This window comes from Micromonospora sp. WMMB235 (genome assembly GCF_001855515.1).
In the GTDB taxonomy this organism is placed as follows: Bacteria; Actinomycetota; Actinomycetes; order Mycobacteriales; family Micromonosporaceae; genus Micromonospora; species Micromonospora aurantiaca.
The window spans coordinates 5,812,432-5,839,270 of sequence record NZ_MDRX01000001.1; the positions used below are offsets into that span (position 1 = coordinate 5,812,432).

Annotated in this window: 29 protein-coding genes; 22 read left to right on the top strand and 7 right to left on the bottom strand. The window is 73.8% G+C overall.

Annotation, left to right across the window (positions count from 1 at the left end):
• Nucleotides 1-256: 256 nt before the first annotated feature.
• The 4 genes from rplU (at nt 257) to BFV98_RS25860 (ending at nt 2,888) form a co-directional block, all read left to right on the top strand.
• Nucleotides 257-571, top strand: a complete 315-nt coding sequence (rplU, locus tag BFV98_RS25845; protein WP_013288011.1) for a 50S ribosomal protein L21 — start codon at nt 257-259, stop codon at nt 569-571.
• 11 nt (nt 572-582) lie between these two features.
• Nucleotides 583-837 carry a 50S ribosomal protein L27 gene (gene rpmA, locus BFV98_RS25850; protein ID WP_013288010.1) on the top strand — a complete coding sequence of 85 codons (255 nt, stop codon included), beginning with the start codon at nt 583-585 and terminating at the stop codon, nt 835-837.
• A gap of 90 nt (nt 838-927) precedes the next feature.
• Nucleotides 928-2,379: a GTPase ObgE gene (obgE, locus tag BFV98_RS25855; protein ID WP_013288009.1), complete on the top strand. Its 1,452-nt coding sequence runs from the start codon at nt 928-930 to the stop codon at nt 2,377-2,379.
• 59 nt (nt 2,380-2,438) lie between these two features.
• A complete protein-coding gene (locus tag BFV98_RS25860; protein ID WP_013475503.1) occupies nt 2,439-2,888 on the top strand; it encodes a GNAT family N-acetyltransferase in 450 nt (149 codons plus the stop codon).
• Between the two features lie 3 nt (nt 2,889-2,891).
• On the opposite strand, the gene BFV98_RS25865 is transcribed toward BFV98_RS25860, so the two are convergent.
• A complete protein-coding gene (locus BFV98_RS25865) occupies nt 2,892-3,551 on the bottom strand; it encodes a DUF6766 family protein (RefSeq protein WP_030274605.1) in 660 nt (219 codons plus the stop codon).
• 85 nt (nt 3,552-3,636) lie between these two features.
• Nucleotides 3,637-4,101, bottom strand: coding sequence for a DUF4383 domain-containing protein (locus BFV98_RS25870; RefSeq protein WP_030274607.1), 465 nt, complete (start codon nt 4,099-4,101; stop codon nt 3,637-3,639).
• Nucleotides 4,102-4,310: 209 nt separating this feature from the next.
• On the opposite strand from BFV98_RS25870, the gene BFV98_RS25875 reads away from it, so the two are divergent.
• From BFV98_RS25875 to BFV98_RS25885, 3 genes are read left to right on the top strand one after another with little or no spacing between them, the layout of a single operon-like run.
• Entirely contained in the window at nt 4,311-5,096 is a 786-nt protein-coding gene (locus tag BFV98_RS25875) for a hypothetical protein (protein WP_013288005.1), read from the top strand.
• A gap of 31 nt (nt 5,097-5,127) precedes the next feature.
• Complete coding sequence (locus tag BFV98_RS25880) at nt 5,128-5,580, top strand: phage holin family protein (RefSeq protein WP_013288004.1); 453 nt, start codon at nt 5,128-5,130, stop codon at nt 5,578-5,580.
• Nucleotides 5,577-6,215, top strand: a complete 639-nt coding sequence (locus tag BFV98_RS25885; RefSeq protein WP_013288003.1) for a DUF3618 domain-containing protein — start codon at nt 5,577-5,579, stop codon at nt 6,213-6,215. The genes BFV98_RS25880 and BFV98_RS25885 overlap by 4 nt, the downstream gene beginning before the upstream one ends.
• Before the next feature lie 64 nt (nt 6,216-6,279).
• Here the strand turns inward: BFV98_RS25885 and BFV98_RS25890 are convergent, their stop codons facing one another.
• Together BFV98_RS25890 and BFV98_RS25895 are read right to left on the bottom strand one after the other, a co-directional pair.
• The gene (locus BFV98_RS25890) at nt 6,280-7,365 is read right to left on the bottom strand and encodes a glycosyltransferase family 2 protein (protein WP_071098059.1); all 1,086 of its coding nucleotides are present in this window, start codon (nt 7,363-7,365) and stop codon (nt 6,280-6,282) included.
• A 116-nt stretch (nt 7,366-7,481) separates the two neighbouring features.
• Nucleotides 7,482-8,765 (bottom strand): cytochrome P450, encoded by a 1,284-nt coding sequence (locus tag BFV98_RS25895; protein ID WP_013288001.1) that lies wholly within the window; start codon nt 8,763-8,765, stop codon nt 7,482-7,484.
• 238 nt (nt 8,766-9,003) lie between these two features.
• On the opposite strand from BFV98_RS25895, the gene BFV98_RS25900 reads away from it, so the two are divergent.
• Nucleotides 9,004-9,390 (top strand): hypothetical protein, encoded by a 387-nt coding sequence (locus BFV98_RS25900; RefSeq protein WP_013288000.1) that lies wholly within the window; start codon nt 9,004-9,006, stop codon nt 9,388-9,390.
• A 7-nt stretch (nt 9,391-9,397) separates the two neighbouring features.
• Here the strand turns inward: BFV98_RS25900 and BFV98_RS25905 are convergent, their stop codons facing one another.
• Entirely contained in the window at nt 9,398-9,616 is a 219-nt protein-coding gene (locus BFV98_RS25905; RefSeq protein ID WP_013287999.1) for a DUF397 domain-containing protein, read from the bottom strand.
• 66 nt (nt 9,617-9,682) lie between these two features.
• On the opposite strand from BFV98_RS25905, the gene pepN reads away from it, so the two are divergent.
• The 10 genes from pepN to BFV98_RS25955 all read left to right on the top strand — a co-directional run bounded on the left by pepN (nt 9,683) and on the right by BFV98_RS25955 (nt 21,152).
• Nucleotides 9,683-12,199, top strand: coding sequence for an aminopeptidase N (gene pepN, locus BFV98_RS25910; RefSeq protein ID WP_013287998.1), 2,517 nt, complete (start codon nt 9,683-9,685; stop codon nt 12,197-12,199).
• An 82-nt stretch (nt 12,200-12,281) separates the two neighbouring features.
• Nucleotides 12,282-12,878, top strand: coding sequence for a nicotinate-nucleotide adenylyltransferase (gene nadD / locus BFV98_RS25915; protein ID WP_013475510.1), 597 nt, complete (start codon nt 12,282-12,284; stop codon nt 12,876-12,878).
• A 110-nt stretch (nt 12,879-12,988) separates the two neighbouring features.
• Complete coding sequence (gene rsfS, locus BFV98_RS25920; RefSeq protein ID WP_013287996.1) at nt 12,989-13,393, top strand: ribosome silencing factor; 405 nt, start codon at nt 12,989-12,991, stop codon at nt 13,391-13,393.
• Nucleotides 13,390-14,037 (top strand): histidine phosphatase family protein, encoded by a 648-nt coding sequence (locus BFV98_RS25925; protein WP_013287995.1) that lies wholly within the window; start codon nt 13,390-13,392, stop codon nt 14,035-14,037. Before rsfS ends, BFV98_RS25925 begins: the two co-directional genes overlap by 4 nt.
• 48 nt (nt 14,038-14,085) lie before the next feature.
• The gene (locus tag BFV98_RS25930; protein WP_013287994.1) at nt 14,086-14,940 is read left to right on the top strand and encodes a DegV family protein; all 855 of its coding nucleotides are present in this window, start codon (nt 14,086-14,088) and stop codon (nt 14,938-14,940) included.
• A gap of 9 nt (nt 14,941-14,949) precedes the next feature.
• Nucleotides 14,950-15,726, top strand: a complete 777-nt coding sequence (locus tag BFV98_RS25935; RefSeq protein WP_013287993.1) for an SDR family NAD(P)-dependent oxidoreductase — start codon at nt 14,950-14,952, stop codon at nt 15,724-15,726.
• Between the two features lie 502 nt (nt 15,727-16,228).
• A complete protein-coding gene (locus tag BFV98_RS31605; protein WP_369830090.1) occupies nt 16,229-17,014 on the top strand; it encodes a helix-hairpin-helix domain-containing protein in 786 nt (261 codons plus the stop codon).
• A 188-nt stretch (nt 17,015-17,202) separates the two neighbouring features.
• Nucleotides 17,203-19,554 (top strand): ComEC/Rec2 family competence protein, encoded by a 2,352-nt coding sequence (locus BFV98_RS25945; RefSeq protein ID WP_071098999.1) that lies wholly within the window; start codon nt 17,203-17,205, stop codon nt 19,552-19,554.
• A gap of 123 nt (nt 19,555-19,677) precedes the next feature.
• On the top strand, nt 19,678-20,658 hold the full coding sequence (gene holA, locus BFV98_RS25950; protein ID WP_013287990.1) for a DNA polymerase III subunit delta: 981 nt from the start codon (nt 19,678-19,680) through the stop codon (nt 20,656-20,658).
• The gene (locus tag BFV98_RS25955; RefSeq protein WP_071098061.1) at nt 20,655-21,152 is read left to right on the top strand and encodes a hypothetical protein; all 498 of its coding nucleotides are present in this window, start codon (nt 20,655-20,657) and stop codon (nt 21,150-21,152) included. The genes holA and BFV98_RS25955 overlap by 4 nt, the downstream gene beginning before the upstream one ends.
• Before the next feature lie 480 nt (nt 21,153-21,632).
• Here BFV98_RS25955 and rpsT read toward each other — a convergent pair whose 3' ends face one another.
• Both rpsT and BFV98_RS25965 read right to left on the bottom strand, forming a co-directional pair.
• Nucleotides 21,633-21,899, bottom strand: coding sequence for a 30S ribosomal protein S20 (rpsT, locus tag BFV98_RS25960; protein WP_013287988.1), 267 nt, complete (start codon nt 21,897-21,899; stop codon nt 21,633-21,635).
• Between the two features lie 205 nt (nt 21,900-22,104).
• On the bottom strand, nt 22,105-23,109 hold the full coding sequence (locus BFV98_RS25965; RefSeq protein ID WP_071099001.1) for a phosphotransferase family protein: 1,005 nt from the start codon (nt 23,107-23,109) through the stop codon (nt 22,105-22,107).
• A gap of 139 nt (nt 23,110-23,248) precedes the next feature.
• Here BFV98_RS25965 and BFV98_RS25970 point away from each other — a divergent pair, with 139 nt between their 5' ends.
• The 4 genes from BFV98_RS25970 (at nt 23,249) to BFV98_RS25985 (ending at nt 26,836) form a co-directional block, all read left to right on the top strand.
• Nucleotides 23,249-23,785, top strand: coding sequence for a DUF4240 domain-containing protein (locus tag BFV98_RS25970; RefSeq protein WP_013287986.1), 537 nt, complete (start codon nt 23,249-23,251; stop codon nt 23,783-23,785).
• A 126-nt stretch (nt 23,786-23,911) separates the two neighbouring features.
• Nucleotides 23,912-25,789, top strand: a complete 1,878-nt coding sequence (lepA, locus tag BFV98_RS25975; RefSeq protein ID WP_013287985.1) for a translation elongation factor 4 — start codon at nt 23,912-23,914, stop codon at nt 25,787-25,789.
• A gap of 221 nt (nt 25,790-26,010) precedes the next feature.
• Nucleotides 26,011-26,298 (top strand): GlsB/YeaQ/YmgE family stress response membrane protein, encoded by a 288-nt coding sequence (locus BFV98_RS25980; protein ID WP_013287984.1) that lies wholly within the window; start codon nt 26,011-26,013, stop codon nt 26,296-26,298.
• 253 nt (nt 26,299-26,551) lie between these two features.
• Complete coding sequence (locus BFV98_RS25985) at nt 26,552-26,836, top strand: GlsB/YeaQ/YmgE family stress response membrane protein (protein ID WP_013287983.1); 285 nt, start codon at nt 26,552-26,554, stop codon at nt 26,834-26,836.
• Nucleotides 26,837-26,839 lie beyond the last annotated feature (3 nt).

Genomic DNA, 26,839 nt, shown 5'->3' on the forward strand with positions numbered 1-26,839 from the left:
GAAGAGGCGGGGCGGGGGCCCTGTCGTGTCCGCCGAGCAGGGCGGAGAGGCACCGACCGGCAGCCCGGTTTGGGGGGCGGGCCGGGTATGGCGTACGCTTGCCTGCGGCGCACTTTGGTGTGCCGAGTTCCCGCGTGCCCGCGCCGCCGGTGTCACGGCTCCCGGCGAGACGCCGTGGGAACGACCGTCGACGGTGTGACAGCCGGCAACGGTGCAATAGACGCCAGCAGCCTCAACGACAGGGAGTCCGCCTCCGATGTACGCGATCGTCAAGACCGGCGGCAAGCAGTACAAGGTCGCCGAGGGCGACGTGATCGAGGTCGAGAAGCTCGCCGGTGCCCCCGGCGACGCGGTGAAGCTCACCGCGGTGCTCCTCGTCGACGGTGACGACCTGGTGACCGAAGCGGCGAAGCTCGCCAAGGTCGCGGTGTCCGGCGAGATCGCCGCGCACACCAAGGGCCCGAAGATCCGGATCCACAAGTTCAAGAACAAGACCGGCTACCACAAGCGCCAGGGTCACCGCCAGCCGCTGACCCAGGTCAAGGTGACCGGCATCTCCAGCGGGAAGTAGGTCGTCCTCCAATGGCTCACAAAAAGGGTGCGTCCAGCTCGCGTAACGGCCGTGACTCCGCGGCCCAGCGGCTCGGCGTGAAGCGCTTCGGTGGTCAGGTCGTCAGCGCGGGTGAGATCCTCATCCGTCAGCGTGGCACCAAGTTCCACCCCGGTGACCTGGTCGGCCGTGGCGGCGACGACACGCTGTTCGCGCTGGCCGCCGGCTCGGTGCAGTTCGGCACCAAGCGCGGTCGCAAGACCGTCAGCATCGTGCCTCAGCAGTAGTTCTGTAAGCGTTGCGGGCCGCGGACCTCGAGTCCCGGCCCGCTTCGCTTTTCCCCGTGCGGGGCGGACCCCGCTGGAAGGATTGGCGTCGTGACGACGTTCGTTGACCGGGTCGTCCTGCACATGCAGGCCGGCGACGGCGGGCACGGCTGTGTCTCGATCCACCGGGAGAAGTTCAAGCCGTTCGGCGGGCCGGACGGCGGCAACGGCGGCCACGGCGGCAGCGTGTCGCTGGTGGTCGACCCGCAGGTCACCACGCTGCTCGACTTCCACTTCCGGCCGCACCTGAAGGCCGAGAACGGCAAGGGCGGCGCCGGCTCGAACCGGGACGGCGCCAACGGCCGTGACCTGGTCATCAAGGTGCCGAACGGCACCGTCGTGCAGAGCCTCGACGGCGAGGTGCTGGCCGACCTGGTCGGCGTCGGCACCACGTTCGAGGCGGCCCGGGGCGGCCGGGGCGGGCGCGGCAACGCCTCGCTGGCGAACGCCCGCCGCAAGGCGCCGGGCTTCGCCGAGCTGGGTGAGCCCGGCGACCGGCTGGACGTCGTGCTGGAGCTCAAGAGCGTCGCCGACGTGGGCCTGGTCGGCTTCCCGTCGGCGGGCAAGTCGTCGCTGATCTCGGTGATCTCCGCGGCCAAGCCGAAGATCGCCGACTACCCCTTCACCACGCTGGTGCCCAACCTGGGCGTGGTGCGGGTGGACAACCACACCTTCACCGTCGCCGACGTGCCGGGCCTGATCCCGGGCGCGGCCAGCGGCAAGGGCCTGGGCCTGGAGTTCCTCCGCCACGTCGAGCGCTGCGCCGTGCTGGTGCACGTGATCGACACCGCGACGCTGGAGCCCGGCCGCGACCCGCTCGCCGACATCGACGCCATCGAGTCGGAGCTGTCCCAGTACGGCGGCCTGGCCGACCGGCCCCGGCTGGTCGCGCTCAACAAGGTCGACGTGCCGGACGGCAAGGACCTCGCCGACATCGTCCGCCCCGACCTGGAGGCGCGCGGCCTGCGCGTGTTCGACGTCTCGGCCGCCACCCGGGAGGGCCTGCGGGAGCTGACGTACGCGATGGCGGAGCTGGTCGACCAGGGCCGCCGGGCCGCCCCACCGGCCGAGCCGACCCGGATCGTGATCCGCCCGAAGGCGGTCGACGACGCCGGCTTCACCATCGAGGCCGAGCCGGACGGCTCGTACACGGTGCGCGGCAGCCGGCCGGAGCGCTGGGTGAAGCAGACCAACTTCGACAACGACGAGGCAGTGGGTTACCTGGCCGACCGGCTGGCCCGCCTCGGCGTCGAGGAGAAGCTCGCGAAGGCCGGCGCGCAGGCCGGTGACCTGGTGCGCATCGGCGACCGGGAGTTCGACTGGCAGCCGACGCTCTACGCCGGTGTCGACTTCGTGCCCGGTAACCGGGGCACCGACGTACGGCTGGAGGAGAAGTCGAACCGTCCGTCGGCGTCCGACCGGCTGGCGGCCCGCAAGGCCCGCCGGGTCCGGCCGGAGGACGAGGTCGAGGCCGCGCCCGCGGCGGAAGCGGACGCCGAGTAGCCGTTTGCGGGTCGGTGGCGGGAAACCTGCGCGAAATCCGGCCGATCTAGCGTACGGACATGTTGATCGAGTCCCGTCCCGCCACCGATCCGGAGATCGCCGCGCTCGTCGTCGCCCAGCAGCGTGAGCTGCGCGACGCGGACGGCGGGCTGGACGGGCAGGTCACAGTCGTGCACACCGACATCCACTACCTGGCCGCCGTGGTGGGCGGCCGGGCGGTCGGCTGCGGCGGCCTCCAGGCGCTCGACGCCGACACCGGCGAGCTGAAGCGGATGTACGTACGGCCGGCGTACCGGGGGCGGGGCATTGCCCGGCAGCTGCTCGTGGCGCTGGAGGAGCTGGCGTTCCAGCAGGGGCACCGCACTGTGTGCCTGGAGACGGGCACCTACCTGCCGGCCGCAATCGGGCTCTACCGGTCCAGCGGTTACGAGCCGATCCCGGTCTACGGCGAGTACGTGGACAACCCGTACAGCGTCTGCTTCGCGAAGCGGCTGCCGGTGGCGGCCTGACGCTCAGGCGCTCGTCTGCGCGTGCGGCGCGGTGACCGGCTTCGACTCGGGGCTGGCGTGCTGGCGCAGCACGATGCTGAGCAGGATCAGCACGCCCACGGCGAGGAACTCGCTCTGCCAGTTCTGCATCGACTGGAACCAGAAGTCGCTGGTGCCGAGGAACTGCCACGCGCTGATCGGGGCGGCGCCGCTCTCCAGCGCCTGCTCCTGGTTGTAGGCGGCCACACCGCCGAACAGGTGCCCCAGGAACGCGCCGCCGAAGATCATCAGCAGTGCGACGGCGAGGCTGTTGCGGTAGACCACGAGCGGCAGCCCGCCGGCGCGTACCGGCCAGGGCGAATCGGGGCGGGCGTGGTCGCGGTTGTCCTCCGGCCGGTCCGTCTGGTCCTCCGGCTTCGACTCGGCCGAGCCCTTCTGCACCAGGTACGCGGTGAGCAGCACGTAGCCGCCCATCTGGAGGAACTCCGACTCCCAGTTCTCGAACACCGCCTCGGCGAAGTGCCCGGTGCCGAGATAGGCCCACCAGCTCAGCGGCTCGGCGCCGTACCGGCTCAGCTCCTCGTTGTGCACCTGCCAGCCGAACACGCTCTGGAGCAGCAGGAAGACCAGGAACGCGCCGAGCATGGCGACCGAGAGCATGTTGTCGCGCAACCACCGTGGCATCGCCGGACCTCCTCGACCCGCTCGCGGTTGCCCTCCTGCCCGGCGTCGGGCCGGGGCAAACGCCGCACCGGCGTGTCGCGCCTGGTCAGGGGCGGTCGAAGGGGGCCTCCACCCGAGTGCCGGTGCCGAGGTTGTTGTTCAGCAGCAGGCCGGCGGCGAGCATGCCGAAGCCGAGGACCAGGTGCAGCCAGTTGTCGGCGTCGTTCACCGGTACGAAGTTGACCGACGTGTCCCGGTCGATGGCGAAGCCGTACAGCCACAGCACCAGGTAGAGCGCGCCGCCACCGGCCAGGAACACCCGTGCCCCGGCCAGCCGCCGGGCCATCACCAGACCGACCAGGCCGAACAGCAGGTGCACCAGGTTGTGCAGCACCGAGACCTGGAACACCCCGAGCAGCTTCGCCTCGGAGTGGTGCCCGGCGAACGTCATCTCGCCGTAGTGCGTGGTGATGCCGGGCACGAAGCCGAGCACGCCGATCAGCGCGAAGAGAGCCGCCGCCGCGAGGGCTACCTTCTGCACCGCAGGCCGGGCGGACGCGTGTTCGCGCACGTCACGTGCCATCCCTGTCACCCCCGTGGAACTCGCCGCCGCCCCGGGCGGGCAGGCACCTCATTGTCTGACCGGGGCGGGCCGGTCCCGCAGAGAATTCACGAATCAGGCATGGAGCCACCGACCTGGGGTAGGGCACTTGTCACGCGGAAACAAATCCGCGTACCCCCCGAAGACACCCGCTGGGAAGTACGAGCGGAAGGGACACCATGACTCAGGATCTTTCCCCCAGTTCGGCCACGTACCAGTCGACGAACGGTGGTGGCGGTGTGCGTGACCAGGCCCGCCAGGTCGGCTCCGACGCCGCGAACGCGGGCGGCGCCGTCGCGCAGACCGCCAAGGAGCAGGGCCGGGAGGTGGTGGGCGAGGCCAAGCGGCAGGCCCGCGACCTCTACGGCGAGACCCGCAGCCAGGTCACCGCGCAGGCCGGTCAGCAGCAGCAGCGCGCCGCCAGCGGACTGCGGTCGCTCGCCGACGAGATGCGCACCATGGCGCAGCAGGGTGGCGGCTCCGGGCCGGTCACCGAGCTGGCCCACCAGGCGGCCGAGCGCGTGCACGGCGTGGCCGGCTGGCTGGAGCAGCGCGAGCCGGGCGACCTGCTCAACGAGGTGAAGACCTACGCCCGCCGCAACCCCGGCACGTTCCTCGTCGGTGCGGCGCTGCTCGGCGTGGTCGCCGGTCGGCTCACCCGCAACATCGCCGCGATCGGCGACGACAGCACGGCGCGGCCGGCGTACGACCCGGACCGCACCGCCGTCATCCCGACCGCGCGTGAGGTGCCGGACCAGGTGCCGCCGGGCGGCTACCTCGACCCGACGCCGGGCAGCTACGCCGAGCCGGACCCGGGCTACTCCGCGCCGGGCGCGACCTACCCGGCCGGCGGCGCCCCGAACACCTGGGCCGACCCGGCGGGTGGCACCGGTCAGCCGCTGCCGCCGCCGGAGCGCACCGACCCGCTGCCGGGTGTCCCGTCGACCGGCGCTCCCCGCCCGTGACCGGCCGCACCGGCAGAAGGGAGGCGACGGCATGACCGTACCCACGCAGGACCCCGGCTATCAGGCGGCTGGTGCCCCGCCTCACGCCGACGAGGTGCGCGGCAGCTCGCTCGGCGACCTGATGCGCCAGGTCACCACCGACCTGTCCACGCTGATGCGCCAGGAGGTCGAGCTGGCCAAGGCGGAGATCCGCCAGGAGGGCAAGAAGGCGGGCAAGGCCGCCGGACTGTTCGGCGGCGCCGGCTTCGGCGGCTACATGGTGGCGCTCTTCGTCTCGATCGCGATCTGGCAGTTCCTCGACAACGTCATGGACTCCGGGCTGGCCGCGCTGATCGTGGCCGTCATCTGGGCCGCTGTCGCGGCGGTCCTGTACTCGATGGGCAAGAAGAACGCCGAGCGGATCCGCGGCCTGAAGCAGACAAACGACAGCGTGCAGCGCATCCCCGACGCGCTCAAGCCGCACCCGGAGGGAGTCATCCGATGAGCACCGATCCCGAGCAGATCCGCCGCGAGATCGAAGCCACCCGCAACAACCTCAGCTCGGACGTGGACGCCCTGGCGTACAAGGTCAGCCCGAGCCGCATCGTCGACGACCGCAAGCAGCGTGTGCGCAGCGCGCTGACGAACGTGAAGGACAAGGTGATGGGAACCGCTTCGGACCTCGGCCACAGCACCGGCCACGCCGCCCACTCGGTGGGCGACCACGCCTCCTCAATGGCCTCCTCCGTGGGCGACAAGGCGCAGTCCGCCGCCGCCACGGTGAGCGACGCCGCCCACCGGGCGCCGCAGGTGGTGCGGCGCAAGTCCGAGGGCAACCCGATCGCCGCCGGCGTGATCGCCTTCGGCGTCGGCATGCTGGTCTCCTCGCTGATCCCGGCCACTCGCCGCGAGCAGCAGGTCGCCGCGCAGGTCAAGGAGAAGGCCGCCGAGCACGGCGGGGTGGTGAAGGAGAAGCTGGGCGAGGTCGCCGGTGAGCTGAAGGAGGAGCTGCGCGAGCCGGCGCAGCACGCCGCCGAGTCGGTGAAGGCCACCGCGCAGGACGCCGCGCACACCGTCAAGGACGACGGCCGCGCCGCCGCCCACGACGTCCGGCACAGCGCCGAGCAGGTGCGGTCCTGAAGGTCCGCGCCCTCGGTAAGGAAGGGCCCCTTCTTATCGCCAGGCGATAAGAAGGGGCCCTTCCTTACACCTCGGCGCGCAACGGTGGGGGCAGCGCCCCGGTCTCCACCCAGAGCACCAGATCGTCGGGGCGGCGCCGCGTCATCCGCCGGCGCAGGACACGTGTGGGGTGGGCCGCCGTCCGCATCCGGGCGCCCGCGTAGGGCACCCCGCCGCGCAGCCGCCGGCCCACCGCCAGCCACGCGCACAGGCCGCGTTCCAGCACCCAGGCGGGAGCCGCCAGGCTGGTGTGCGCCGGGAAGACCCGGGCGCCGCCGGCCCGTCGCCGGCCCAGCTCCGCCACGGCCACCGTCGCCAGCCCGGCGCGCAGCAGCAGCCCGGGCCGGCGGGTGGCGAGCGCGACAGCCGTCGCCGGCAGCACCGCCAGCGCGGCGAGCAGCCACACCGGCCGGGCCGTCTCGTCGTACGCCTGGCGGACGCGCTGCCCGAGGAAGTGCGCGGCGGCGGGCGGTAGCCGCCGCACGTACAGCCACGCCGGGGTGGCGGTGCTGCCGCCGTACGCGCGCACGGTGCGGACCAGCTCCAGGTTCTCGAAGAGCACGTCGGGGTCGTAGCCGCCCATCGCCAGGAACGTGCTCCGCCGCACCCCGAGCGTGCCCGGCCAGTCCCCGCCGAACACGCGGGCGAGCAGCGTCCGGCCGGTGTCCCACCAGGCGTGCCAGGGCAGCGGGTCGAAGTGGTTCTGCGGCCGGACCAGGTCCACCCCGTCCAGCAGCTGGTGCACCGCGCACAGGGCCGCCCGGTCGTACCGGACGTCGTCGTCGGCGATCACCACGTGCTCGTGCCGGGCCAGCGCGACGCCGGTGAGCACGCCGAGCACCTTGCCGTTGCGCCCGCGCAGCGCCGGGTCCGGCGGCACGTGCCGGACCAGCCCGCGCCAGGCTTCGGCGTGCCGGGCGAACAGCTCCGGCGCCGATCCGTCGACCACCACCACGTCGACCCACCGGCTCAGCTCGCGCAGGTACCCGGTCAGCTCGTCCAGGCCGCCGTCGTCGTGGGCGCGCAGCGGCAGGACGTACGCCATCGGCAGCCGGACCGGCGCGGACGCGGCGCCCTCGTCGCGTGGCTGCGCGGCGGTCGGTCGGGTCATGTCGTCTCCCCTCGTGCCGGGTGACGCGACTTGCCCGGAATGCGGCTGCTGAAACCGTTTCGGCCGGGCTGTGTCGGGTATCGCGGCCGGCGAGATCGACCCCGGCTTGGCCCGGTTCAGCGCGGCGGGCGTACCCCACCGGCCGGGCGTGCGCCGTCGGCCGGGCGCACCCCGTCGAGCACCAGCCCGGCGGGCGGCAACGCCGGCATGGAGCCGAGGTCGAGCGCCAGGTCCTGCGGCGGTACGCGGTAGCTCATCGCGCCGGTCAGGTTCGTCACCGCCCGCTTCATCAGCTCGATCGTGATCCACTCACCGGCGCAGCGATGGCCGGTGTAGTGGTCGCCGCCGCCCTGCGGGACCAGGCCGAACGGGTCGTCGCGCCAGCCGGCGAAACGCTCCGGGCGGAACCGTTCCGGCTCGGGCCACACGCCGGGGTGGTGGTTGGTGCCGTACAGGTCGAGCAGCACCCGCCGGCCCTGCGGGAACGCGTACCCCCGCCACTGGAACGAGCGGCGGACCCGGGCCGCGGCGACCGGGAAGAACGGGTAGTAGCGGCGTACCTCCTGCACGAACTGCTCGGTCGCGGCGTCGTCGCCTGGTAGCCGGTCCCGCCAGTGCGGGTGGTCGTGCAGCGCCAGCGCGGCGAAGACCACGTACCGGTCGACCGCGACGGTGGGGCGCAGCACGTTCAGCAGTTCCACGGCGGCGATCCGGCGGGGCAGCGGCAGCCCTCGTTCGTCCCGGTGCCCGGCCACGACCGCCAGCGCGCTGCCCTCCGGTGCGGGCACCGCGCCCGCGCGTACCCGCTCGATCAGGTCGCCGGCCCAGCGTTGCGCGTGCCGGCGGCCGAGCCGTCCGCGCCAGTGCCGGGGGCCCAGCGCGGCCGGCGCCTCGATCATCGCGTGCATCTCGGCGGTACGGCGCGGCACGTCGGCCTCGGCCAGCAGTACCCCGGCCCAGGCCCAGACCGTACGGGTCAGGATCTTTCCCACCTCGTCGTAGAGCGCCACCGGGCCGTCCTGTGCCCAGACCGGGATCCGGGCCCGCCACTGCTCGTCGAAGATCTCCCCGAGGCGGCGGATCGCGGCCGGCGTCATGATCGACATGAACATCGCCTTGCGGACCAGGTGGGCCTGCCCGTCGAGGCCCTGCACGCCGCCGACGCCGGTGAGCGTGCGCTGCCCGCGCATCGGCATGGCGCCGCGCCGGACGAACCGCTCCTCGTCGTAGAACAGCTCGGCGGCCTCCCGGCCGCGCAGGCAGATCGTCGGCTCCAGCAGCAGCCGGGTCTGGAAGACGTCGGTGCCGAGGCGGTCGCAGCGGTCGCCGACGAAGCGGTAGCCCTCCCGGAGGAACGCCAGCGTGCTGTCCGGGCTCCGGTCGCTCGGCATGGTACTCATCTCGGCTGCTCCTGACGCGGTTCGGCGGCGCTGCCTACCTACCCGGGTCGGCGCGGCCGAACCCTCCATTCCAGCAGCTCCGGCCCCGTGGGGGAGGGGCCGGCCACGCGAGCCGGTGCTGGCCCCTCCCCGGGCACGGAAAAGCTGGTTGGCTCGGGTTCGCGGACCGGCGGCGACCGGCCCGCCGCCCGCCGCCGCGACGTCCGGCGGGCGTCACCGACCACGGGGGAGGGCACCGATGCGTGACGACAGGGCGGCACGACGGCACCGCGAGGCACCGGCCCGGCTGCGCGGCGACGGCCGCGACGGGCCGCTGATCGGCACGCCCCGGCGCGCCGCCGGCCGCCCGCCGCGTTACTTCACCGTGCACCTGGGCTTCGCCGCCACCGATCCCGCCGTCGCGCGGGAGCACGCCGTGGCGTACGCCGAAGCACTCGGCCTGCTCCGCCCGGAGCTGGCGCTCGGCGCGGCGGCGCTGTCCCCGGCGGACGCCTGGCACCGCGCCGAGCGGCTGTTCTGCGACGCCGCCGGGCCCGACGGCGAGCGCTGCGCCGACGTGGCCGGTCACCCCGGCTTCCACCACGCGCCCGGTCCGGGCGGCCTCGGCTGGGGCGACGGTGACTGAGGCGCGCTCAGTCCAGGTCGAACTCGCCGTCCTGGGCGCCCGCGACGAACGCGTCCCACTCGGCCTGCGTGAAGACCAGCACCGGCCCGTCCGGCTCGGCGGAGTTGCGCATACCGATCAGGTCGTCGACGAAGGCCACTTCGACCGCTCCCTCGGAGGTGTCGCCCTCAGCCCGCTGCCAAACCGCCCGGGAGAGGTCGAAATCGCCCTTGGGGTGCTGACCCATCGCTGTTCCTCCATCGCCATGCGTAACGAGACGGCCCGAGCGGACCTCATCGGGCAGGATAAGCGGATGCCGAGCCTCACCCGTGCAGAGGCGACCGCGCGCCGCGCGTCGATCACCGTCGAGTCCTACGATGTGGACCTCGATCTGACCGGCGACGCCGAGCGGTTCCGCTCCGCCGTCACCATCCGGTTCCGGGCCACCCCCGGAGCCGAGACCTTCGTCGACGTCAAGCCGCGCCGACTCCTCGCCGCCCGCCTCAACGGCCGCGCCATCGACCCGGCCCTGCTGGCCGGCGACCGGCTGCCGCTGACCGGCCTGGCCGCGACGAACACGCTCACAGTCGAGGCCGAGATGGCCTACTCCAACACCGGCGAAGGGCTGCACCGTTTCGTCGACCCGGCCGACGGCGAGACCTACCTCTACGCGATGTCCTTCCTGGACGACGGGCCGCGCATCTTCGCCGCGTTCGACCAGCCCGACCTGAAGGCGCCGGTGACGCTGACGGTCACCGCGCCGCCGGAGTGGACTGTCGCCGCCAACGGGCCGCTCGCCGACCGCCCCGCGCCCGGGCGCTGGGAGTTCGCCACCACCGAGCCGCTGGCCACCTACTTCGTCTCGCTGATCGCCGGGCCCTGGCACGTGCTGCGCGCGGAGCACGACGGCATCCCGCTCGGCCTCTACTGCCGGCGTTCGCTCGCGGCCCACCTGGACGCCGACGCCGAGGAGATCTTCACCGTCACCCGGCAGTGCTTCGACCGCTTCCACGAGCTGTTCGCCGAGCGCTACCCGTTCGGCAAGTACGACCAGGCGTTCGTGCCCGAGTTCAACGCCGGCGCGATGGAGAACCCGGGCCTGGTCACGATCCGCGACGACTACGTCTTCCGCTCCGCCGTCACGGACACCCAGCGGGAGCTGCGCGCCACCACCATCGCCCACGAGATGGCGCACATGTGGTTCGGCGACCTGGTCACCATGAGCTGGTGGGACGACCTCTGGCTCAACGAGTCCTTCGCCGAATACCTGGGCACCCGGGTGACCGCCGAGGCGACCCGGTTCGACCGGGCGTGGACCACGTTCGCGAGCCGCCGCAAGGCGTGGGGCTACACCGCCGACCAGCGTCCCTCCACCCACCCGGTGGCACCGGAGGAGGTGGCCGACGCCGCCCAGGCGCTGCTCAACTTCGACGGCATCTCGTACGCCAAGGGCGCCAGCGTGCTGCGCCAGCTCGTCGCCTGGCTCGGTGACGAGGCGTTCCTGGCCGGGCTGAACGCACACTTCGCGGCGCACCGGTTCGGCAACGCCACGCTCGCCGACCTGCTGGCCGCCCTGGGTACGGCGAGCGGCCGTGACCTGGACGGCTGGGCGGAACGCTGGCTGCGCCGCGCGCAGGTGAACACGCTGCGGGTCGACACCGCTGTGGACGCCGACGGGCGGTGGACCGAGGTGGCGATCGTGCAGACCGCCCCGGCGAGCCACCCGGTGCAGCGGCCGCACCGCATCGGGGTGGCCCACCACACCGCCGACGGCCCGGCGTACCGGTTCGAGGTCGACCTCGACCCCGACGCCGACGGCGGTCGCACGCCGCTGCCGGAGCTGGTCGGGCGGCCCGCCACCGGGCTCGTGCTGCCGAACGCCGGTGACCTGACGTTCGCCAAGATCCGCCTCGACCCGGCCTCGGCGGACGCGGTGCCGCTGCTGCTGCCGGGGCTCGACGACCCGCTGGCCCGGGCGCTGCTCTGGGCCGAGACGCTGGACGCGGTCACCGACGGGGAACGGCCGGCCGGCGCGCTCGCCGGGCTGATCGCGGCGGCGCTGCCCGCCGAGACCGAGGTGACGATCGTCGAGGACGTGCTGCTGCTCAGCCGCCGGCTGATCGACCGCTACCTCGGCCCGCTCGCCCGGGACGCGGCGCTGCTGCGGGTGGCGACCGCCTGCGGGGCGCTGCTCGACTCGGCGCCCGCTGGCGGCTCCCTGCAACTGGCGGCGGTGCGGGGTCTGATCGGCGCCACCACCGACACGGCCATGCTGACCGGCTGGCTCGCCGGCAAGGACGTGCCGCCGGGGCTCGCGGTCGACGCCGACCTGCGCTGGGCGGTGCTGCGCCGGCTCGTGGTGCTCGGCGCCGCCGGTGCGCCGGAGATCGACGCCGAGGCGGACGGCGACCGCAGCGCCACCGGCGCCGAGCAGGCCGCCGCGTGCCGGGCCGCGCTGCCCGACGCCGACGCGAAACGTGCCGCCTGGGAGATCGTCACCCGCAGCACCGAGCTGTCCAACCGGCTCGTCGAGGCGACCGCCGAGGGCTTCTGGCAGCCCGAGCAGGCCGAGCTGACCGCCGGGTACGTGGAGCGCTACTTCACCGACATGCCGGGGGCGGCGCGTCTGCGTACCGCGTGGGTGGCCGACGCGGTCACGGTGGCCGCGTACCCCCGCTACGCCGTGTCGCAACCCACCCGGGAGATGGCCGCGGCGCTGCTGGCCCGCGACGACCTCACGCCCGGCCTGCGGCGATGGGTGACCGACCTGGACGACGACATGCGCCGGGCGCTCGTGGCCCGGACGGCTGTGGCCGCCGCGTCGGCCTGACCGGGGCACGCCGGGCGGGCTGATCCGCCCGGCGTGGCCGACCCCGCCCGGGCCCGTCCGGCGCGCGGCCTACGATCGCTGGGTGGAGGAAGACATCCGGCGGGTCGGCATCATGGGCGGCACGTTCGACCCGATCCACCACGGGCACCTGGTGGCGGCGAGCGAGGTGGCCGACCGGTTCGGCCTGGACGAGGTCGTCTTCGTGCCGACCGGGCAACCGTGGCAGAAGGCGGAGGAAGCGGTCACCCCGGCCGAGGACCGCTACCTCATGACAGTGATCGCCACCGCCTCCAACCCGCGTTTCCAGGTGAGCCGGGTCGACATCGACCGGGGCGGTCCCACCTACACCGTCGACACGCTGCGCGACCTGCACGCCGAGTACGGCCCGAAGGCGCAGCTGTTCTTCATCACCGGCGCGGACGCCCTGGAGCGCATCCTCTCCTGGAAGGACCTGGACGAGGCGCTCGAACTGGCCCACTTCATCGGCGTGACCCGGCCCGGCTTCGAACTCACCGACAAGCACCTCCCCGCCGACTCGGTGAGCCTGGTGCAGGTGCCCGCGATGGCCATCTCCTCGACCGACTGCCGCGCGCGCGTCGCCCGCGGGGAGCCGGTGTGGTACCTGGTGCCCGACGGTGTGGTGCAGTACATCGCGAAACGGCGCCTCTACCAGCGATGATTCGCCCCCTTACATCCCGGTTCATGCCTGAAATCGACCAGAACTGACAAGTCGCCGCACCGCCGGGTGTGAGAGGCTTGGAGGGTCGCACGGTTGATCGAAGGAGAACGGTGACAGTTTCCGAACGCGCGCACGAGCTGGCGATGGCCGCCGCCCAGGCCGCGGCCGACAAGAAGGCACAGGACATCGTCATCATCGACGTGGGCGACCAGCTCGCGATCACCGACGCGTTCCTGCTGGCCGCCGCTCCGAACGAGCGTCAGGTGCTCGCCATCGTCGACGCCATCGAGGAGCGCCTGCTGGAGCTGCCGGAGAAGGCCAAGCCGGTGCGCCGCGAGGGCGAGCGGGGTGGCCGCTGGGTGCTGCTCGACTACGTCGACATCGTGGTCCACGTCCAGCACACCGAGGAGCGCGAGTTCTACGCGCTCGACCGGCTCTGGAAGGACTGCCCGCAGATCCCGTTCACCGATCGCGACCTGGCCGACTCGGCCGCCGGCACCGCCACCGCGGAATGACCCGCCTGATCATCTGGCGGCACGGCAACACCGACTGGAACGCCGCGAGCCGGGTCCAGGGTCAGACCGACGTGCCGCTCAACGACCTCGGCCGGGAGCAGGCCCGCGCCGCGGCGCCGGTGCTGGCCGCGCTGCGCCCGGACGCGATCGTCGCCAGCGACCTGCGCCGGGCCGCCGACACCGCCGCCGCGCTCGCGGCGCTGACCGGGCTGCCGGTCCGCTCCGACGCCCGGCTGCGCGAACGGCACTTCGGCCAGTGGCAGGGCCTCACCCTGACCGAGGTGGCCGAGCGGTTCCCCGACGAGTACGCCCGCTGGCGGGCCGGCGACCCCGACCCCGGCGCCGGCATCGAGCCCCTGGGCGACCTGGGCGCCCGACTCGGCGCCGGGTTCCAGGACGCGGCCGACCTCGCCACCGGCGGCACCGTCGTGGTGACCACCCACGGCGGCGGCGCCCGGCAGGGCGTCGGGCACCTGCTCGGCTGGGACCACACGGTGCTGCGCAGCCTCGGCTCGCTGGCGAACTGCCACTGGACCGAGCTGCGCCACAACGACGGCGTGGAGCGGCGCACCCGCCCGGGCTGGCACCTGCGCGCACACAACGTCGGCCTGATCACCCAGCCGGCGCTCACCGACGCGGTCTGACACCTCCGGCCCCGGCACGTCACAGCGCCATCGGCTAGCGTGCCGGTCATGCCCGTCGCGGTCGTCACCGACTCCACCGCCTACCTGCCCCCCGACCTGGTCCGCGCACGCGGGCTCACAGTCGTCCCGCTCACAGTCGTCCTCAACGGCGCAGAAGGGCTGGAGGGCGTCGAGACCTCCCCGGCCGACGCCACCCGCGCGCTGAGCGGCCGGCGGGTCTCGGTGAGCACGTCCCGGCCCGCGCCCGAACAGTTCGCGCAGGTCTACCGCGCGCTGCTCGCCGAGGGCGCCGACGGCGTGGTGTCGGTGCACCTGTCCGCCGAACTGTCCGGCACCGTCGAAGCCGCCCGGCTGGCCGCCGCCGAGGTCGGCGACGACCGCGTCACAGTCGTGGACAGCCGATCCACAGGCATGGGCCTCGGCTTCCCGGCGCTCGCCGCCGCCGCGGCCGCCGCGCGGGGCGCCGACCTGACCGGGGTACGCGACGCGGCGCTCGACGCGGTCGCCCGGACCACCATCTACTTCTACGTCGACACCCTGGAGTTCCTGCGCCGGGGCGGCCGGATCAACGCGGCCGAGGCGCTGCTCGGCACCGCCCTCTCGGTCAAGCCGATCATGCACATGCCGGACGGCGCGATCGTGGTCAAGGACAAGGTCCGTACCGCCAGCCGGGGCGTGGCACGCCTGGTCGACCTCGCAGTCGAGGCGGCAGGGGACGCCCCTGTGGACATCGCGGTGCACCACCTCGCCGCGCCGCAGCGGGCCGAGCAGTTGCTGGCGGCGCTGACCGAGCGGCTGGGCGACCGCCTGCGCGACACGTACGTCACCGAGGCCGGAGCCGTCGTCGCCGCCCACGCCGGACCTGGGCTGGCCTGCGTGGTGGTTCACCGCCGCACGCCCTAGGGTGGCCGGATGAGCCTGCTGTCGTACGTCGTCACCGGCGGCGGGCGCGGCGTCGGGCGGGCCGTCGTCGAACGGCTGGCCGCCGACGGTGGCACAGTGGTCGTGGTCGAGCGGGACACCGGCGCGCTGGACTGGCTGGCCCGGCATCCGCTCGCCGACCGGCTGCACGCCGTCACCGGGGACGCCGGCGACGAGACGGTCACCGGCCGGGCCGCCGACCGCGCCGAGGCGTACGCGCCGCTGGCCGGCTGGGTCAACAACGCCGCCGTCTTCCGCAACGCCGACCTGCACCGTGCGCCCGCGGGCGAGGTCGTCGACCTGATCGCGCTCAACCTGCGCCCCGCCGTGGCCGGGGCCGCCACCGCCGTACGCCGGTTCCTTGCGGCTGGGACCGGCGGCGCGATCGTCAACGTCTCCTCCCACCAGGCCCGCCGGGCGGTGCCGGGCGCCCTGCCGTACGCCACCGCGAAGGCCGCGCTGGAGGGGCTGACCCGGGCGCTCGCCGTCGACTACGCTCCCCGCGGAATCCGCGCCAACGCGGTCGCGCTCGGCTCCATCCACACCGAACGGCACGCCGCCTACCTCGCCGGACTCGACCCGGAGGAGGCGGCGCACGTCGACGCGGAGGTGGCCCGGCTGCACCCGGCCGGCCGGATCGGGCGTACCGACGAGGTGGCCGAGGTGGTCGCGTTCCTGCTCTCCGACCGCGCCTCGTTCGTCAACGGCGCGACGGTGCCGGTCGACGGAGGACGGGCGGTGCTCGGGCTGGACCCGGAGGCACGTTGACATGACCACGCCCGCCGCCGGCGATCCGTCACCCGGGCACACCTAGCAGAGCCGGGGCTTGATCGGGTGCCTGTCCACAGTGCCCGTGCTGTCCACAGGCGAGGACTCACCGGCCGATGCGGGGCGAGCCGTCGCCGTAGCGTCCCGAGCCGTGCCAGACGACGAGGAGACGACGGTACGGCGGCGGCTCGCCCGGCTGTTCGGGTTCACGGATGCCGCTGCTGTTCCGCCGATCCCCGCTGACCGCTTGGGCGAGTCGGGCAGGGCGGAGCGGTCCTCGCGGCGGCCGGGGCCGTCCCTGTCCGGGCCCGGCACCGTGTCCGGGTCCGGCAGCGTGTCCGGTCTCGGCCGCGTCTCCGGGCCCGGTCGCGTGTCCGGTCTCGGGGAAGCCGGGCCGGTCTTCGGGGCCGGTGCCGGTGCCGGGCCCGCCCTCGGCGTCCCCTGGCCCGATCTCCGAGCTCGGCCCGGGCCTGCTACGGACGAGATCGAGCCGGTTCCCGGCCTGCGCCCCGGCTTTCCAGAGCACGACAGCGGGCGGGAGCATTCGTTCGGGTCGGAGCCAGCCTCCGCCGATCCGGACGCCGACGGCATAGGCGACGCTCCGGCGACCGAGCGTGGGCTCGCGTCGCGGCTGCCCGGCCCCGGGGCGTTCGATCCCGGCCGCCGGGGCGTACGCGCGCTCGCGGCGGTGGCCGCAGTGGTGGTCGTGGTGGCTGCCGTCTGGGCGTGGCGCGCGCGTCCCAGCGCCGAGCCCGTCCAGCCGGTCGCGGCGTCCTCCGAGGCGCCGGTGAGTGCCACGACCGGCGCGGTGCCCGGAGCGCCGATGTCGGCGGGCTCACCCGGTCAGGTGGTCGTCGCGCTCGCCGGCAAGGTCCGGCGTCCCGGCCTCGTCCGCCTCCCGGCCGGCGCGCGGGTGGCCGACGCGATCGAGGCGGCGGGCGGCGCGCTGCCCGGCGTCGACGTGGCGCTGCTCAATCCCGCCCGCAAGGTCACGGACGGGGAGCTGATCCTGGTCGGCGTCACCGCCCCACCCGGGCAGGCCGCACCCGGCCCGGCGGCGGGCGGCGGTGCGCCGGGCGGCTCGGCGGCACCCGCCGGCCCGGTCAACCTCAACACCGCGACGCTGGCCCAGCTCGACGCGCTACCGGGCGTCGGCCCGGTGCTCGCCCAGCGGATCCTCGACCACCGGGACCGCAACGGCGGGTTCCGGTCCGTGTCCGACCTGCGGCAGGTCGACGGCATCGGCGACGCCCGGTACGAGCAGCTCAAGGAACTGGTGACGGTGTGACCGCCCGTCGCGGACCGCGCCGGGCACCGGATCGCCCCGGCCTCGCCGGTGAGAGCGTCCCGAATCGAGTGGGTGCTGCGGCGATCGGCGCGGAGCGGGTGTTGCCCGGCGCTGCGGCGGGTGGTGAGCGTGGCCCGGGCGCTTCCGCAGCCTCCGGCACCACCGACGGTAAGGCGCCGGACCGCGACGTGCCCGACCTGCGGCTGGCCGGACTGGCGGTGGCTGCGTGGCTCGCCGCGTTGGCCGGGCTGCACCTGAGTGTCCGGTCGACCGTGTGGGTGGCCGCTGTCGCCACCGCGCTGGCTCTGCTCACGGGCCTGCACCTGGGCGGCGTGCTGGGGCGGCCGAGCGCGACTGCCCGCCGCTACGGCTGGATCGCGGTCGCCGTACTGCTCGGTGTGCTCTGCGGCGCGGCGGCCACCGGCGCGCGGGTCGCGGTCCGCGACGCCGCCCCGATCCGCGCGCTCGTCACCGACCGTGCCCCGGTCACCGCCGAGCTGGTGCTGCGCGACGATCCCCGCCCGGTACGCGGCGCGCCCGGCCGCCCGCCGATGCTGCTGGTCCGAGTGGATCTGATCCGGCTCACCGGACCCGACGGCGTCCGGGTCACCGGCCCCGTACGCGCGCTGGTGCTCGCCACCGACCCGGCCTGGCGTCCACTGCTTCCCGGGCAGCGGGTCACCAGCCGGGGGAGGTTGGCCGCCCCGCGCGGCGGCGACCTGACTGCCGCCGTGCTCTCCACCGCCGACCCGCCCACGCTGCGCGGCGACGCATCGTGGCCGCAACGAGCGGCAGGGGTACTGCGGGCCGGGCTGCAACGGGCCTGCGAGCCGCTGCCCGATGCGCCGGGCGGGCTGCTGCCGGGTCTGGTGGTGGGCGACACCAGCCGGCTGCTGCCGGAGGTGGAGGAGGACTTCCGGGCCACCGGGATGACGCATCTCAACGCGGTGTCCGGCTCCAACGTGGCGATCGTCGTCGGGGCGGTGCTGCTGCTGGCCCGCTGGGCGCGCGCCGGTCCGCGTACCGCCGCCGTGCTCTGCGTCCTCGCGCTCGTCGGGTTCGTCATCCTGGTGCGGCCCTCGCCGAGCGTGGTGCGTGCCGCCGCGATGGGCGCGATCGGGCTCGCCGCGCTCGCCGCCGGGCGGTCCCGGTCGGCGCTGCCTGCGCTCGCCACCGCTGTCACCGGGCTGGTCCTGTACGACCCCGACCTCGCGGGCGACCCGGGTTTCGCGTTGTCGGTCTGCGCCACCGGTGGACTGCTGCTGCTCGCGCCGGGATGGCGGGACGCGTTGCGGCGCCGGGGCGTACCGGCCGGGCTCGCCGAGGCGCTCGCGGTGCCGGCCGCCGCGCAACTGGCCTGCGGCCCGGTGATCGCCGGACTGTCCGCGACGGTGAGCCTGGTGGCGGTACCGGCGAACCTGCTCGCGGTGCCGGCCGTCGCGCCGGCCACCGTGCTCGGCGTGCTGGCGGCGGTGCTGTCGCCGCTGTGGCCACGCGGCGCGGAGTTCCTCGCCTGGCTGGCGAGCTGGCCGGCGCGCTGGCTGGTGGCGGTGGCCGCGTACGGCGCGGACCTGCCGGCCGGGAACCTACCGTGGGCGGGTGGGGTGGCAGGGGCCCTGCTGCTGGCGGCGGTGAGCGTGGCGCTGCTGCTCGCCTTCCGGCGACGCCGGGCGCGGCGGCTGATCGCTGTCGTCGTGGTGGCGGTGGTGCTCGGCGCGGTGCCGGTGCGGCTGCTCGCCTCGGGCTGGCCGCCGCGCGGCTGGGTGGTGGTGGCGTGCGCGGTGGGGCAGGGGGACGCGGTGGTGCTGTCGGTCGCCGCCGGCCGGGCCGTGGTGGTGGACGCCGGCCCGGAGCCGTCCGGCGTGGACGCCTGCCTGCGCCGACTTCGCGTACGCGAGGTGCCGTTGCTGGTGGTCAGCCACTTCCACGTCGACCACGTCGGCGGCGTGGCCGGGGTGTTCCGGGGCCGGCGGGTGGGCGCGGTGGTGGGTCCGTCCTGGTCCGAGCCAACCTACGGCGCCGCCCAGGTACGCGAGGCGGCCCGCCGGGCCGGTGCGCCGCTGGCCCCGGTGCAGGCGGGCTGGCGGTGGCGGGCGGGCGCGGTGGACCTGGTCGCGGTCGGGCCGCCGTACCCGCTGCGGGGCAGCCGGTCGGATCCGAACAACAACTCGCTGGTTCTGGCCGCCACCGTGGGCGGGGTACGGATCCTGCTCACCGGTGACGCCGAGACGGAGGAGCAGCGGGCGATGCTGGAAACGACGCCGGCCGCCGCGATCCGCGCCGACGTGCTGAAGGTCGCCCACCACGGGTCGGCGTACCAAGCGCCGGAGTTCCTGGCCGCGGTACGCCCGGCGGTGGCTCTCGTGTGCGTGGGCGTCGACAACGACTACGGGCACCCCAACGCCGGGCTGCTGGACCGGCTGACCCGGGGCGGTGCGCGGGTGCTGCGTACCGACACCGACGGGGACGTGGCGGCGGTCCGGACGGGCACCCGCCTCGCGGTGGTGAGGCGCGGCGCCGAGTCGGCAGCGCAACGCTGAACCAGGGGGATCTTGTTGCGGTAGATGGGGAATCAAGTCAAATGTCTGGATTTGCGCTGTGTGCGGGCTGCGCCGTCACAGTCCCCGATGAGCAGGCCCGGCCGGGTCGGAGGGCGTGCGAGTATGGGCGACGTGACCCCCGCCGACCTGCCTCCTATTGTGCTCGTCCTCGGCGACGAGGAGCTGCTCGCCACGCGAGCGGTCACCGAAGCCGTCGCCCGGGCCCGCGAGGTCGACCCCGACGTGGACGTGCGGGAATACCAGGCCGGGACGCTCACCGTCGGCGAGATCGCCGAGATGCTCAGCCCGTCGCTGTTCGGCGGTCGCCGGGTGCTCGTGCTCCGCTCCGGCCAGGACGCCCGCAAGGACCTGTCCACCGCGCTGCTGGCGTACGCGAAGAATCCCGACCCGGACGTCCAGCTCGTGGTGCTGCACCTGGGCGGGGCCAAGGGCAAGGCGTTCGCCGACGGTCTGCGGGCGGCGGGCGCCACTGTGGTGCCGGCGGTGAAGCTCAAGGGTGACCGCGAGCGGGCCGCCTTCGTGCGGGACGAGATCCGCCGCATCGGCGGCAAGTGCACGCCCGACGCGGCCGACGCCCTGGTCGCGGCCGTCGGGAACGACATGCGTGAGCTGGCCGCCGCCTGCTCGCAGCTGGTCGCCGACACCGACGGGCGGATCGGCGCTGACACTGTCGCCCGCTACTACCGGGGACGGGCCGAGGTGACAGGCTTCACCGTCGCCGACGCGACGATGGTCGGTGACGTGCCGGGCGCGCTGGAGGCGCTGCGGTGGGCGCTGCACGTCGGCGTGGACCCGGTGCCGATCGCCGATGCGCTGGCCGACGGCGTACGGACCGTCGCCCGGGTCGCCGCCGCCGGCCGGGGCAGCGCGTTCCAGCTGGCCAAGACGCTCGGCATGCCGGCCTGGAAGATCGAGAAGGCCCAGGTGCGCGCCCGGGGCTGGACGCCGGAGGGCCTGGTCGAGGCGATGCGGGTGGCAGCCGAGTGCAACGCGGCGGTCAAGGGTGGCGCCGACGACCGGGCGTACGCGCTGGAGCGGGCCGTGTTCTCGGTGGCCGCGGCCCGGCAGGGCGGCGCCCGGTGACCCGAGCGTGGTCGACTGTGGCCACGGACGAGGAGCGGTACCGTCCGCTCTACGCCCGGGTGCTGGGACTGCGCTTCGTCAACCCGGGTGGGGTGCTCTGCTTCCTCTTCTTCGAGGGCGCGGTGGCGCTGGCCGTGCTGCTCGCGCTCGCCGAACTGGTGAGCTGGTGGGCGGTGCTGGTGCTGCCGATCGCGGTGGCGGCGATGGTCAAGCTCAACGACGTGGTGGCCGAGATGGTCGTCCGCACCGCCGCGCAGGTGCCCGAGCAGGAACGGGACCGCTTCCGCCGCCAGATGGAGCCGGTGATCGGGCGAGCCCGGGTGCCCACGAGCGCCCGCGCACTCCCGGGCGGCGCGACGAGCGTCGGGTCGCTGCCGCACGGCGCGGCGCCGACGAGCGCCCGCGCATGGCCGGGCGGCGCGACCACCGACTCCCGGGGCGTCCGCTACCACCACCCGCAACGCGCGACATTCGACCACCCGAACGAGCAGTAGCGGCCCCCCGCGCTGCGCCCTCCCGACGCCCCGCGCTCCCGACGCCCCGCACTCCCGACGCCCCGCGCTCCCGACGCCCCGCGTTGCGCCCTCCGGAGGACGCCCGGCGCTGCGCCTCCCGACACCGCGCCCCGCGCTGGGTCTCCCGACACCGCGCCCCGCGCTCTCCCGGATGCCTCGCGTCGCGCCTTGCCCCGCAGGGTGCAGCTTTCGCACCTCGTCGCCCGACACCGCGCACCGCGCCCTCCGGACGCCCCGTGCTGTCCTGTCCCGCCGGAGCGACCGACGGCCGAAGACGCCGCCGGGGCCGGATCACCCCGAGATCTTGGTACGAAATGGCCCCCAGAGGGGCCGAAATCGTCCAAGATCTCCGGGCACCGCGCGCGGTGCCGCAGCACCGCGCGCTGCGGGAGAGTGCGGACAGGCGGAAGCCCCGTGGGCTCGTGGCCCCGGGGCTTCCGGTGAAATCTGTAGCGCTGGTCAGGCAGAGAACGAGGCGACGCGCTTGGCGATCGCCGACTTCCGGTTGGCCGCCTGGTTCGAGTGGATGACACCCTTGCTGGCAGCCTTGTCCAGCTTGCGGGTGGCCTCACGCATGAGCACGGTGGCCTTCTCGGTGTCGCCCGCCTCGGCAGCCTCGTGGAACTTCCGGATGGCGGTCTTCAGCGACGACTTGACCGACTTGTTACGCAGCCGGCGCTTCTCGTTCTGCCGGTTGCGCTTGATCTGGGACTTGATGTTCGCCACGCGACAGCCTCGTCTTGATAGCTCGGGTTGGTCTGCTTACGCGCACGACGAGCATGCGTCATCGCCGCGCGAAAAGCCAGGCTACCAGGTCGGCCCCGGACGAGCCAAAACGCCTCCGCCCAGCCTGGTCGAGCGGCGCGCCACGTCGGGGAGGTGGTGGGGTCAGGGCCCGTGGGATGCCGCCACCTCGCCGAACTGGTGTGGATCAAGGGGTAGCGGTGGGGCGTGTCCAGGACCAGCCCCGGCGCTCGGCCAGCCAGCCGAGCGCCTGCTCCCCGCTCCAGCGCTGGTGGGCGCGCAGGTGCGGGGAGGCGGTGGACGGTCCGGCGGCGGCGCCGGTGAGGAAGTAGCCGGCCAGCGCGGCGAGCGTCACGTCCAGCGCATCAGCGGGCGCACCTGCCGCCGCCGGGTGGCCGGCGAACGCGGCGTCCGCGTCCAGGCCGCCGGCGTACGCGGTGAGCAGCAGCCCGGCCAGGTCGAACCAGGCCGGCCCGTGGCAGAGCCAGGGCCAGTCGCACAGCCACGCCCGCCCGTCGGAGTCGATCAGGAGGTTGTCCACCCGCAGGTCGCCGTGGGCCAGTCCGGGGGCGGCGTCGGCGTACCCGGGCAGGCGCGACTCCAGCGCGACCAGCTCGGCCAGCGGGGCGCCGGCGGCCTGCTCGGGCAACGGCTCGCGCCGGGCGGCCACCTCGCCCCACCAGAGGATGTCGTCGCGGGCCAGGTCCGCGAGGCGGGGGAGCCGGAGCGCGGCCAGCTCCGCGGGCGGTTCGGCGAGCGCGGCGGCCACCTGGGCGTACGTGGCGAGGGCGGCGTCCAGCTCGGCCGGCGCCCAGGGCAGCCGGGGGGTGTGACCGTCGATCGCGTCGAGCGCGAGTGCGTACCAGCCGGACTCGGTGAGCGCCCAGCGCGGCCGGGGCACCGGCAGGCCGGCCGGGAGCCGGGCCAGGATCGCTGCCTCGTGGGCGTACCAGTCGACCAGGTGCCGCTGCCCGTCGAGTGCCGCCGCCTTGACGAACACGCTCTCCCCGGCAGGGCCGGTCAGCACGGCGGCGAAGCCGCTGGTGAACCCGCCACCGGCCACCCGGACCGCCGCCGGCGGGCCGCCGATCCGGGCGGCCAGCGCGTCCCGCAGCCCGGCCGGCAGGTCGGCCCAGCCGGGCCGTACGGCCGTCGACCCGTACGGAACGGGCGGTAGGGAGATCGCGCGCACCGCATCATGCTGCCGCACCGCCGCACCGCCGCACCGCCGCACCGCCGCACCGCCGCACCGCCGCACCGCCGCACCGCCGCACCGCCGCACCGCCGCACGTCGCACCGGCACGTCGGTGGGCTCTGCCAGACTGCCCACCATGAGGACCGACGAGTTCTGGCAGTTGATCGACGAGGCCCGCGCCGGCGCCGGGGGAGAGCCCGACGCGGTCGCCGCCCGGGCGGTCGCGCTGCTGGCCGAGTGCGACCCGGAGGAGATCGTCGGATACGCCCACCACCAGCGGCGGGTGCTCGCCGCCTCCTACAAGGTCGACCTGTGGGGCGCGGCCTACCTGATCAACGGGGGCGCCTCGGACGACGGCTTCGAGTACTTCCGGGGCTGGCTGATGACCCAGGGCCGGGCGGTGTTCGCGCGGGCGGTCGGCGACCCGGACGCGCTGGCCGAGCTGCCGCAGGTCCGGGCCGCCGCGCTCAGCGGCGAGGAGTTCGAGTGCGAGCAGATGCTGGCGGTGCCGTGGGACGCGTACCGGAAGGCCACCGCGTCCGACCTGCCGGCCGAGCGTGACCCGGTCCCGGTGCCCGATCTGAACGACTTCTGGGACTTCGACGACGAGGAGGAGGCCCGCCGCCGCCTGCCGAGGCTGGCCGCCCTCTTCGTCGAGCCACCCGCGGAATAGTCGGGCCACCCCTGGAATAGCGGTGGAGTGAAGGGGGAGCCCGGGCGCGCCCCGGGCGACGTGGGACCATGGAGGGGGCCGGCGGCGCGCCGGCCCGCTCACGTCAGCCGACCAGAACGGACCGCTGTGCCACCGACGCTCGATCCCGGCGCGAACGCTCCTGGTGCCACCGACCCGGCGCGCATCCGGAACTTCTGCATCATCGCCCACATCGACCACGGGAAGTCGACCCTGGCCGACCGGATGTTGCAGCTCACCGGTGTGGTCGACCCGCGGCAGATGCGCGCCCAGTACCTGGACCGGATGGACATCGAGCGCGAGCGCGGCATCACCATCAAGAGCCAGGCCGTGCGGATGCCGTGGACGATCCGCGAGGGCGACCGGGCCGGTGAGACCGCCGTGCTCAACATGATCGACACCCCGGGCCACGTGGACTTCACCTACGAGGTGTCCCGTTCGCTCGCCGCCTGCGAGGGCGCGATCCTGCTCGTCGACGCCGCGCAGGGCATCGAGGCGCAGACGCTCGCCAACCTCTACCTGGCGCTCGAGAACGACCTGCACATCATCCCGGTGCTCAACAAGATCGACCTGCCGGCCGCCCAGCCGGAGAAGTACGCCGAGGAGCTGGCCCACCTGATCGGCGGCGACCCGGCGGACTGCATCAGGGTCTCCGGCAAGACCGGCGAGGGCGTGCCCTACCTCCTGGACGAGATCGTCAGGCAGTTCGTGCCGCCGGTGGGCGAGGCCGAGTCGCCGGCCCGCGCGATGATCTTCGACTCGGTGTACGACGTCTACCGGGGCGTGGTCACGTACGTCCGGGTGATCGACGGCCGGATCTCGGCCCGGGACCGGATCAAGATGATGTCCACCGGCGCCGTCCACGAGCTGCTGGAGATCGGCGTCATCTCGCCGGAGATGGTGAAGGCCGACGCGCTCGGCGTCGGCGAGGTGGGCTACCTGATCACCGGCGTGAAGGACGTGCGCCAGTCCCGGGTCGGTGACACGGTCACCATCAACAACAACCCGGCCAAGGAGGCCCTCGGCGGTTACAAGGACCCGAAGCCGATGGTCTACTCGGGGCTCTACCCGATCGACGGCTCGGACTACCCGAACCTGCGTGAGGCGCTGGACAAGCTCAAGCTCAACGACGCCGCGCTGGTCTACGAGCCGGAGACCTCCGGCGCGCTGGGCTTCGGCTTCCGCTGCGGCTTCCTCGGCCTGCTGCACCTGGAGATCATCCGGGAGCGGCTGGAGCGGGAGTTCAACCTCGACCTGATCTCCACCGCGCCGAACGTGGTCTACCGGGCCATCCAGGAGGACGGCGAGGAGATCGTGGTCACCAACCCGAGCGAGTACCCGACCGGCAAGATCGCCGAGGTGTACGAGCCGACGGTGCGGGCCACGGTGCTGACGCCGAACGACTACGTCGGCGCGGTGATGGAGCTGTGCCAGGGTCGCCGGGGCAGCCTGCTCGGCATGGACTACCTCTCCGCCGACCGGGTGGAGCTGCGCTACACGCTGCCGCTGGCCGAGATCATCTTCGACTTCTTCGACCAGCTCAAGAGCCGCACCAAGGGTTACGCCTCGCTCGACTACGAGCCCTCCGGCGAGCAGGCGTCCGACCTGGTGAAGGTCGACATCCTGCTGCACGGTGAGCCGGTCGACGCGTTCAGCGCGATCGTGCACAAGGACAAGGCGTACACGTACGGCACGACGATCGCGGCGAAGCTGCGCACGCTGATCCCGCGCCAGCAGTTCGAGGTGCCGATCCAGGCGGCCATCGGCAGCCGGGTGATCGCCCGGGAGACCATCCGCGCGATCCGCAAGGACGTGCTCGCCAAGTGCTACGGCGGTGACATCAGCCGGAAGCGCAAGCTGCTGGAGAAGCAGAAGGAGGGCAAGAAGCGGATGAAGATGGTGGGCCGGGTGGAGGTCCCTCAGGAGGCGTTCATCGCGGCGCTCTCGTCCGACTCCGGCGACGGCAAGCCCGCCGGCAAGAAGTAGCCGCCAGAGCCCACGAACCGGCCGGCGTCCCCTCGCAGGGGCGCCGGCCGTTCGCGTACCCAGGAAATTTTCAGCTGCTGGCAGCGCTCCCACCTGCGGGTTCGTTCCGGCCGGGGGAGTGGCGGCCGATGCCGCCGGTTTCGGTTTTCGATGCGTCGGGCACTTAGCGGGCACGACAGCAAACGCACAGAACGTGCGAAATCGCTTTAGGAGGACCGACCGTGGAGTTCACCGTCTGGGGCATCATCACCGCGCTCGTCGTGGGTCTGATCGTCGGCGCGCTGGGCCGGCTGGTCGTGCCGGGCCGTCAGAACATGCCGATGTGGCTGCACATGGTGATCGGTGTCGGCGCGGCGCTGCTGGGCACCGTCCTGGCCCGCGCGCTCGGCATCGCCACGCAGACCGCCGGCATCGACTGGGCCGAGCTGGCCGTGCAGGTCGTGCTCGCCGCCATCGCTGTGGCCCTGGTGGCCGGCGTCGGCCGCCGCCGCAGCGTCTCGCGTTACTGATCGACGCACCACGCGCCTCGACGGGCGCCCGGCCTCACCGGCCGGGCGCCCGTCGGCGTATTCGGGGCATTGAACCCCGTCGGTGTGCCGGGACCGCCCGCCGCGCCGGGTTTCGGGGAGAAGCAGCAGGTCAGGGTACGTCTGCACAATTCGTCATCGGAGTCGGTTTGGATTTCCGGGCGGTCGGGAACTTAGCGATCACGACAGTGAACACACAAAAACGTGTGACCGGATCTTAAGGAGGAGGGCGACCATGGAGCTCACCGTTTGGGGCATCATCACCGCGCTGGTCGTTGGTCTGATCGTCGGCGCGCTGGGCCGGCTGGTCGTGCCGGGCCGTCAGAACATGCCGATCTGGCTGCACATGCTGATCGGTGTCGGCGCCGCGCTTCTGGGCACGATCGTGGCCCGGGCCTCCGGCTTCGCCGAGACCGCCGGTATCGACTGGCGCGAGCTGATGCTGCAGGTGCTCTTCGCCGCGATCGGCGTGGCCCTGGTGGCCGGCGTCGGCCGTCGCCGCGGCGTCTCGCGCTACTGACCC

Bases quoted from the DNA above. Each gene is read 5' to 3' on its own strand.
- rplU (WP_013288011.1), top strand. From the start codon at position 257: ATGTACGCGATCGTCAAGACCGGCGGCAAGCAGTACAAGGTCGCCGAG.
- rpmA (WP_013288010.1), top strand. From the start codon at position 583: ATGGCTCACAAAAAGGGTGCGTCCAGCTCGCGTAACGGCCGTGACTCC.
- BFV98_RS25860 (WP_013475503.1), top strand. From the start codon at position 2,439: ATGTTGATCGAGTCCCGTCCCGCCACCGATCCGGAGATCGCCGCGCTC.
- BFV98_RS25865 (WP_030274605.1), bottom strand. From the start codon at position 3,551: ATGCCACGGTGGTTGCGCGACAACATGCTCTCGGTCGCCATGCTCGGC.
- BFV98_RS25875 (WP_013288005.1), top strand. From the start codon at position 4,311: ATGACTCAGGATCTTTCCCCCAGTTCGGCCACGTACCAGTCGACGAAC.
- BFV98_RS25880 (WP_013288004.1), top strand. From the start codon at position 5,128: ATGACCGTACCCACGCAGGACCCCGGCTATCAGGCGGCTGGTGCCCCG.
- BFV98_RS25885 (WP_013288003.1), top strand. From the start codon at position 5,577: ATGAGCACCGATCCCGAGCAGATCCGCCGCGAGATCGAAGCCACCCGC.
- BFV98_RS25890 (WP_071098059.1), bottom strand. From the start codon at position 7,365: ATGACCCGACCGACCGCCGCGCAGCCACGCGACGAGGGCGCCGCGTCC.
- BFV98_RS25895 (WP_013288001.1), bottom strand. From the start codon at position 8,765: ATGAGTACCATGCCGAGCGACCGGAGCCCGGACAGCACGCTGGCGTTC.
- BFV98_RS25900 (WP_013288000.1), top strand. From the start codon at position 9,004: ATGCGTGACGACAGGGCGGCACGACGGCACCGCGAGGCACCGGCCCGG.
- BFV98_RS25905 (WP_013287999.1), bottom strand. From the start codon at position 9,616: ATGGGTCAGCACCCCAAGGGCGATTTCGACCTCTCCCGGGCGGTTTGG.
- pepN (WP_013287998.1), top strand. From the start codon at position 9,683: ATGCCGAGCCTCACCCGTGCAGAGGCGACCGCGCGCCGCGCGTCGATC.
- BFV98_RS25925 (WP_013287995.1), top strand. From the start codon at position 13,390: ATGACCCGCCTGATCATCTGGCGGCACGGCAACACCGACTGGAACGCC.
- BFV98_RS25930 (WP_013287994.1), top strand. From the start codon at position 14,086: ATGCCCGTCGCGGTCGTCACCGACTCCACCGCCTACCTGCCCCCCGAC.
- BFV98_RS25935 (WP_013287993.1), top strand. From the start codon at position 14,950: ATGAGCCTGCTGTCGTACGTCGTCACCGGCGGCGGGCGCGGCGTCGGG.
- holA (WP_013287990.1), top strand. From the start codon at position 19,678: ATGGGCGACGTGACCCCCGCCGACCTGCCTCCTATTGTGCTCGTCCTC.
- BFV98_RS25970 (WP_013287986.1), top strand. From the start codon at position 23,249: ATGAGGACCGACGAGTTCTGGCAGTTGATCGACGAGGCCCGCGCCGGC.
- BFV98_RS25985 (WP_013287983.1), top strand. From the start codon at position 26,552: ATGGAGCTCACCGTTTGGGGCATCATCACCGCGCTGGTCGTTGGTCTG.